At 51.5% G+C, this 6,918-nt stretch carries 5 protein-coding genes and 1 other RNA gene; 3 read left to right on the top strand and 3 right to left on the bottom strand.

Annotation, left to right across the window (positions count from 1 at the left end):
* Window positions 1-1,238: recombinase family protein (locus tag RUM_RS05675; protein ID WP_041326290.1), on the top strand; the 1,238-nt coding region annotated here is incomplete at its 5' end.
* 289 nt (window positions 1,239-1,527) lie between these two features.
* On the opposite strand, the gene ssrA is transcribed toward RUM_RS05675, so the two are convergent.
* Together ssrA and smpB are read right to left on the bottom strand one after the other, a co-directional pair.
* Window positions 1,528-1,877, bottom strand: a transfer-messenger RNA (tmRNA) gene (ssrA, locus tag RUM_RS12395).
* A gap of 1 nt (window position 1,878) precedes the next feature.
* The gene (gene smpB / locus RUM_RS05670) at window positions 1,879-2,343 is read right to left on the bottom strand and encodes an SsrA-binding protein SmpB (RefSeq protein ID WP_015558231.1); all 465 of its coding nucleotides are present in this window, start codon (window positions 2,341-2,343) and stop codon (window positions 1,879-1,881) included.
* Between the two features lie 347 nt (window positions 2,344-2,690).
* On the opposite strand from smpB, the gene RUM_RS12045 reads away from it, so the two are divergent.
* Both RUM_RS12045 and RUM_RS12040 read left to right on the top strand, forming a co-directional pair.
* Entirely contained in the window at window positions 2,691-5,384 is a 2,694-nt protein-coding gene (locus tag RUM_RS12045) for a pectate lyase family protein (RefSeq protein WP_015558230.1), read from the top strand.
* 184 nt (window positions 5,385-5,568) lie between these two features.
* Window positions 5,569-6,528 (top strand): CFI-box-CTERM domain-containing protein, encoded by a 960-nt coding sequence (locus tag RUM_RS12040; RefSeq protein WP_049775512.1) that lies wholly within the window; start codon window positions 5,569-5,571, stop codon window positions 6,526-6,528.
* On the opposite strand, the gene RUM_RS05650 is transcribed toward RUM_RS12040, so the two are convergent.
* Window positions 6,513-6,905, bottom strand: coding sequence for a DUF4186 domain-containing protein (locus RUM_RS05650; protein ID WP_015558228.1), 393 nt, complete (start codon window positions 6,903-6,905; stop codon window positions 6,513-6,515). The two genes, RUM_RS12040 and RUM_RS05650, sit on opposite strands and share 16 nt — an antisense overlap.
* Window positions 6,906-6,918 lie beyond the last annotated feature (13 nt).

The raw sequence follows: 6,918 nt of genomic DNA, 5'->3' as shown, positions 1-6,918 counted from the left end.
TTATCACAAAAAGCGTTTCTCGGTTCGCTCGAAATACGGTAGATTCCCTCACTACCATCCGAAAATTAAAGGAACATCACGTGGAATGTTTCTTTGAAAAGGAAAATATTTGGACTTTTGATAGCAAAGGCGAGCTGCTTATCACGATTATGAGTTCTCTCGCACAGGAAGAAAGCCGTTCGATTTCCGAAAACGTCACATGGGGACAGCGGAAACGATTTGCTGACGGGAAAGTCAGTCTGCCCTATGCTCACTTTCTGGGCTATCGAAAAGGCGAAAACGGTCTGCCGGAGATTGTTCCGGAGGAGGCGGAGACGGTTCGATACATTTATCAGCGATTCATTGACGGTTTGACACCTTACAAAATTGCAAATGAACTGACGGCTCAAGGCATTCCGACTCCTTGCGGAAAGGAAAAATGGTCAGCTAGTACGGTGAAAAGCATTCTGACGAATGAGAAATACAAAGGCGATGCACTCCTGCAAAAGAAATTTACCGTTGACTTCTTAACGAAAAAGCAACAAATCAATGAGGGACAAGTTCCGCAATACTATGTCGAGAACAGCCACCCTGCGATTATCACGCCGGAAGAATTCGATTTTGTGCAGTCAGAGTTCCAGAAACGCTGCGTCAAGCCCTACAGTAGTACCAGCATTTACGCCACAAAAATTATCTGCGGAGACTGCGGGAGTTACTTCGGTGCAAAAGTTTGGCATTCTAATTCAAAGTATCGCCGAGTCATTTACCAATGCAACAGCAAGTTCAAAGGCAGTCACTTTTGCACCACGCCACATTTGTATGAACCGGAAATTCAAGAGAAATTTCTGCAAGCTTTTGCACAGTATTTCTCGCAGAAAGATGCGGTCATCAAGAATTGCCAATTTGCCTTAAACCGCTTGAAAAAGCAGGACAGCAAAAAAGCGGAGCTGCAAGATGAGTTAGTGGCAGTCAATGAAAAGCTAAAAGATTACATCCAGCACGGTGGAGAGAATTTCGATGCACTCAATGCAAAATATGAGGAGCTTTCCGCTCAGTTGGATGCTGAGGAGATAGCTGAGTCCGACCGGAAACGCCGGATTGCCAAGATGCAGAAAATTTTGCTGACGTTAAAGAAAACCGATTCTGTGCTGGAAACATTTGATGAATCCGTCTGGAATGCCGTTCTGGAAAATCTCACCGTGTTCCATGATGGGAGTTTGGTGTTTCTATTCCGGGATGGGACGGAGATAAAAGTGTGAGATAATTGCAGCCCTGTTGGAGAAATCCGGCAGGGCTATTTTTTTTCATAACTCAAGTCCATAATTGTAAATCCCAGCCCACAGGGCTACTTTTTCACTCCTTTTTTCTCTCCAAAACCCACTTAATTTTATTAAGTCAAATCGAAACCCCTTAAAAAACGCCACCTATCGTTTGCTTTTTGAAAAAACGCCGAGCTATCGTTTGCACTTTAGCTCATGAAAGCAAAAAATCATGCACCCGATTTTACGAGTGCATGATTCTTACATTGTATCATCAAAGATACGATTGTGGTGGAGGCGATGGGAATTGAACCCATGTCCGAAAGCCGATTCCGGTCAATTTCTACGAGTGTAGCTTTTCCTTTCAATTCCCGGCTCTGCACGCCGAAAAGCAGGCTTACAGAGTCGGTAGCTCAAAAGACCTTCAGCGGATATGAGCAGGTCCGCAGAATGTTCACTGCTGATCGACGCCTGTTCCGGGACCGCAGTCCTTCCCGGGCAGACGGATGGGGCCCTTAGGCAGCCATCAAAAGAGTATCGTTATCAGCGTTTAATTTTAAACGTGTTGCGTGGTTAAAGAGTCGCGCCCTCTACTCGCTTATGAACGTTCACAGCCCCCGTCGAAGCCTTTACGCCCCCCTTATTGATTCCGGGTCTTCAGCGCCCGGTCAATCTCCCGCTTGGCATCCCGTGCCGCTGCCGCATCCCGCTTGTCGTGGAGCTTTTTGCCCTTACACAGACCCAGCTGCACCTTCACCCGGCTGCCCTTGAAATACAGGGACAGGGGAATCAGCGTCAGTCCCTCCTGCTTGAGCGTACCCAGCAGACGATCAATCTCCTTGTGATGCATCAGCAGCTTACGAACCCGGAGGGGATCCGTGTTGAAAATATTGCCCTTTTCATAGGGAGAGATGTGCATGCCCTTGATCCAGAGCTCGCCCTTGTCGATGCTGCACCAGCTGTCCTTCAGGTTTACGCCCCCCTGCCGGATGGACTTGACCTCCGTCCCCACCAGGACGATGCCGGTCTCAAAGCTCTCCTGTACAAAGTATTCATGCCGGGCCTGTCGGTTCACCGCAATGGTCTTTAAGCCTGTTTGCTGCATACAGCACACCTCCCTGTTCAAGCGTTACACCTTATTATATCCTACTTTTCGTCGGAAGTCAAGGGCGGATCCTGTCTGTTTTGGTGGGAGTATGCAAGGGCAATGCCACACAAGCTCTGTACGGTGTTATCCAAGAAATGAACAGAGTACTAACACAAAAAATATTATAATAAATCAGCGATAGGTCAAGATATGTTATTGCACTGCACTATTTTGCATGTTATAATAAATGTATACTGCTGTATTGTGCACTAATCGGGGGATATGCAAAACGCACAGTGCAAACCGGAAACAAAGAGCAGCGTCCCTAAGGCGCTGCAAAACAGAGAATTTGGAGGGAATAGCATATGGTATTGACGAAGAAAACCGTCAACCGCATCTGGGGGCTGTTGACCGCCGCCCTGATGTCGGTGACGGGTCTGGCGATGGCGGCCGCCACCGCACAGCCTGCACAGGTTGTGGCAGCGGATGGCCCCGTAGGCTACGGAGCAGGCACCACCGGCGGCGCCGGAGGAACTTCCGTGACGGTTGCCACCGGGGATCAGTTCCTGGCGGCGCTGGACAGTAAGGCGGACAATGTGCCTCTGACCATTTATGTGGACGGCACCATCACCCTGGACAACACTGCACAGGATGAGCTGCTGATGAAGGATCTGTCGGACATTTCCGTCATCGGCGTGGCAGACCGGGGTGAATGCAACGGCATCGGTATCCGGATGGTACGGTGTGAAAACATCATCATTCAGAATATGGAGATCCACCATGTGCTGAAGGGTGCCGGTGAGGGAGATTCCATCAGCATTGAAAGCTCCGGCTATGTATGGGTGGATCACTGCGAGCTTTATAATGTATATGACGGAGACGAAAGCAAGAAGGATGTGTACGATGGTCTGTTGGACTGCAAGAAGAACAGCCACCATCTGACCTATTCCTACAACTACCTGCATGACAGCTGGAAAACCATGCTCTGCGGCTTTTCTGACAGCGACAACTATGACCGGACCTTTACCATGCACCACAACATCTTTGAAAACTGCAACTCCCGGCTTCCCCTGTTCCGGTTCGGCCATGCCCACATCTATAACAACTACTACCACGATATTTACACCAGCGGCATCAACACCCGGATGGGTGCAGAGGTGTTCGTGGAAAACAACATCTTTGACAACGTAAAGGAGCCGGTTTGCTCCCTGGACAGCAAAGCCATCGGCTACTGGAATCTGAGCGGCAACCAGTTCATCGGATGCACCGCTGCCAACACCAGCACCGAGACCTCCCAGAGCTGGTCGGAGAATATGGCAAACACCAGCACCTACAAGCCGGATTATGCCTACACCGCTGAGGGCACCGACACCCTGCTGGATACGCTGAAAAAATCCTGCGGCGTAGGCAAGCTGGACAGCACCGCTCCGGTCACACCGGGCACCACTGCACCGACTCCCACTACAACCACTGCTCCGGCTGTCACCACTGTCCTGGGGATCACCACTGTGCCCACCACCACGCCTTCCGTAGAGCCGGTTGCAGGCGCAATTTACTGCGCCCCCAATGGTTCTGATTCCGCATCCGGCACCATGGATAACCCCATGACCGTGCAGAAGGCAATTGATTCCGTACAGCCCGGCGGCATCATCTACTGCCTGGGAAGCGTATACAACCTGTCCTCCACCGTTAAGGTCGCTGAAAGCAACAGCGGCACAGAGCATGCCTACAAGACCATTTCCGCAGTGCCGGGTGCATCCGTAACCTTTGACTTTTCCGCAATGGCGCTGGACAATGCTAACCGGGGCGTGTCCCTGGAGGGCAGCTACTGGCACTGGTGCGGGATCCGGATCCAGGGTGCCGGGGACAACGGCATGATCCTGGCAGGCAGTCACAACGTGGTGGAGCTGTGTCAGTTCACCAACAACCGGGATACCGGCTTACAGATCAGCCGGGTGAACACCTCCTACTCTGACATTTCCCAGTGGCCCTCCTACAATACCATTCTCAACTGCACCGCAAGCAACAACTGCGACGAGGCAACCATGGAAAACGCAGACGGCTTTGCTGCAAAGCTCACCTGCGGCGTGGGGAATGTATTTGACGGATGCATGTCCTACAACAACAGCGATGACGGCTGGGATCTGTTCGCCAAGAGCGCAACGGGCTCCATCGGCGCTGTGACCCTCCGGAACTGCATCGCATTCCGCAACGGCTGGACTGAGGACGGCAGAGGCGGCGGAGACTGCGATGGCAACGGATTCAAGCTGGGCGGCTCCGGCGTAGGTACTGCCCATGTGCTGGAAAACTGCATCGCCTTTGAGAACCTGCACCATGGCTTCACCGACAACAACAACCCCCTGTTCGGCAGCCTTACCAACTGTACCTCCTTCGCAAACTCCAAGGGTGGCGGCAAGGCAAACTTCCAGATGGATCGCTGCACTGCCGGTACCTTCACCAACCTGCTGTCCTATGTAAGCTACGGCAACTGCGCAAGCGATAAGTTCGTAGGCAAGATCGGCAACTCTGTATACTATAACTCCAGCAAGTACTACCAGGTTGGCAGTATGGCGGACATTTCCAAAAATAAGGTTGGCGATGCCGTAACCGGTCCCCAGGACAGCGATTTCATCAGCGTGACTGCACCGGCAGAGGGCACGGATTTCCACACAGTATGGCGAAATCCGGACGGTTCTATTACCACCCATGGCTTCCTGATGCTCACAGAGAACAGCGGATTCCAGGGCATGGGCGCAGTATTCAGCACCCAGGAGCAGCCGCCGGTGGTTACCACTACGGTACCTGCCCCGGTTACCACGACTACCACCACAACCACCACCGAACCCCAGCCGGAGCCTGTATACGGCGACGTGAACTGCAACGGAGAGGTTGAGATCGGTGACGTGGTTCTGCTGGCACGGTACATTGCACAGGACGCAGGCGCACCTATCACCCCTCAGGGCGTGCAGAATGCAGACTGTGACAAGAACCAGGTGGTGGATTCCTCCGATATCACCATCATCTGTCGGTATCTGGCACATCTGACAGACACCCTTTGATTTGCCGACTTCTATCCCTTTCATAAAAGGCCCACCCCGGCATGCATATGCCGGGGTGGGCCTTTTTGTGGGTATATTTAAAATGATACACTAAAATATTGAAAAAGCTTGAAATCCTATAAAAAATGCTGTATACTATTGTTGTGTTTTAAATCCACATAACAAGACAGACAGGAGGAACCATATGAATTGTAAAGTATGCGGCGCAGAAAGTGGAAAATACCCACTATGCTGGAACTGCAACATATTAAAGGAACAAGGGCAAATTATAAAATGCACCACCTGCAAGCAATGGCATCATAAAGACGCCTCCTGCCCACAGGCGGAATCCGACCCAAATTCCAATCCTTTTCTGTACGAGCGCCGAGAAGCCTTGCTCTCGAACTGCGAAATTGCTTTTTTCGGCGCTATACAAAATGCCTTACCAGCTGGATTCCTTGTCTTTCCTCAAATCAATCTGGCTGCTTTTGTACTCCGCACTGATCAAGCATCTTATCATAATGAGCTTTTCAGAAATATCGATTTCCTGATCACGGATCACGCATATGTCCCGAAAATTGCTGTGGAGATCAACGACAAATCCCACCTTGAACGTAACCGCCATACTCGGGATCAAAAAATACAAAAGATCCTGGAAGAAGCAGGCATCCCTCTGCTGACTCTGTGGACGTCCTATGGCATCAACCAGGCTTACATTAGCCAACGTATCACCGCACTGCTGCAGGCACCTGTCTGTCGGGTACATCATTTCTCTGGTCAGACACCCGATTTCATACCACCATCAACGGATAATCCGATGCAGCCCGCATCTGCGCCCACTGAATCTGTCCCTCCCAAAGCAAAGCCAAGTGAATCTGAAAACAAAACCAAAAAGAAGCAGGGCTGCTATATTGCTACATGCGTCTACGGCTCCTATGATTGTCCACAGGTATGGCAGCTTCGCAGATTCCGTGATCTGACTTTGCGACGCTCTTATTTAGGAAGACTCTTTATTCAATGCTATTACGCAGTCAGCCCGACGCTTGTCCGGGTGTTCGGACACTCCCACTCCTTCCGACAGTTTTGGAGGAAAGTGCTGAATCCATTACTCCGACGTCTGCAAGAACACGATGTGCCAGACTCGCCATATCAGGATCCGGAATGACTTGCTCCTTTGCCCCTCTGTTCCGCCTGATACTCCACCAGGATCCACGCCATCAGCAGGTTTACAATGCCCCGCTGCTCCTGTTCGGTCAGGGCTCTGCCCCGGGGGACCTGGTACCACTTTTCCAGGCATCCCCGGCAGCAGCAGGCACATGCATGCTGGGCTACGAACACCGGATGCCCCCGCATGGGAGTCTGCTTCCCATCCTTTGCCGGATACGCCGGAGCCAGCCGCTTGGCAACAAACTCTGCCGCATGGCTTCGGATCACCTGCAATCCCTTCTGATCGATGTACGCCTTGTCCTGCTCTGACAGATGAAACCGGGCACGGAACGGGGACGTTTTCAGCCGTTCCAGCGCCGCCCGCAGCTTATGCATCTGCATCCCTCCC

The sequence above is a fragment of the Ruminococcus champanellensis 18P13 = JCM 17042 genome, assembly GCF_000210095.1.
GTDB classification, from domain to species: Bacteria; Bacillota; Clostridia; order Oscillospirales; family Ruminococcaceae; genus Ruminococcus_F; species Ruminococcus_F champanellensis.
The sequence above is the reverse complement of the archived record's forward strand: the minus strand, read 5'-3'. Positions and strand labels throughout refer to the sequence as shown.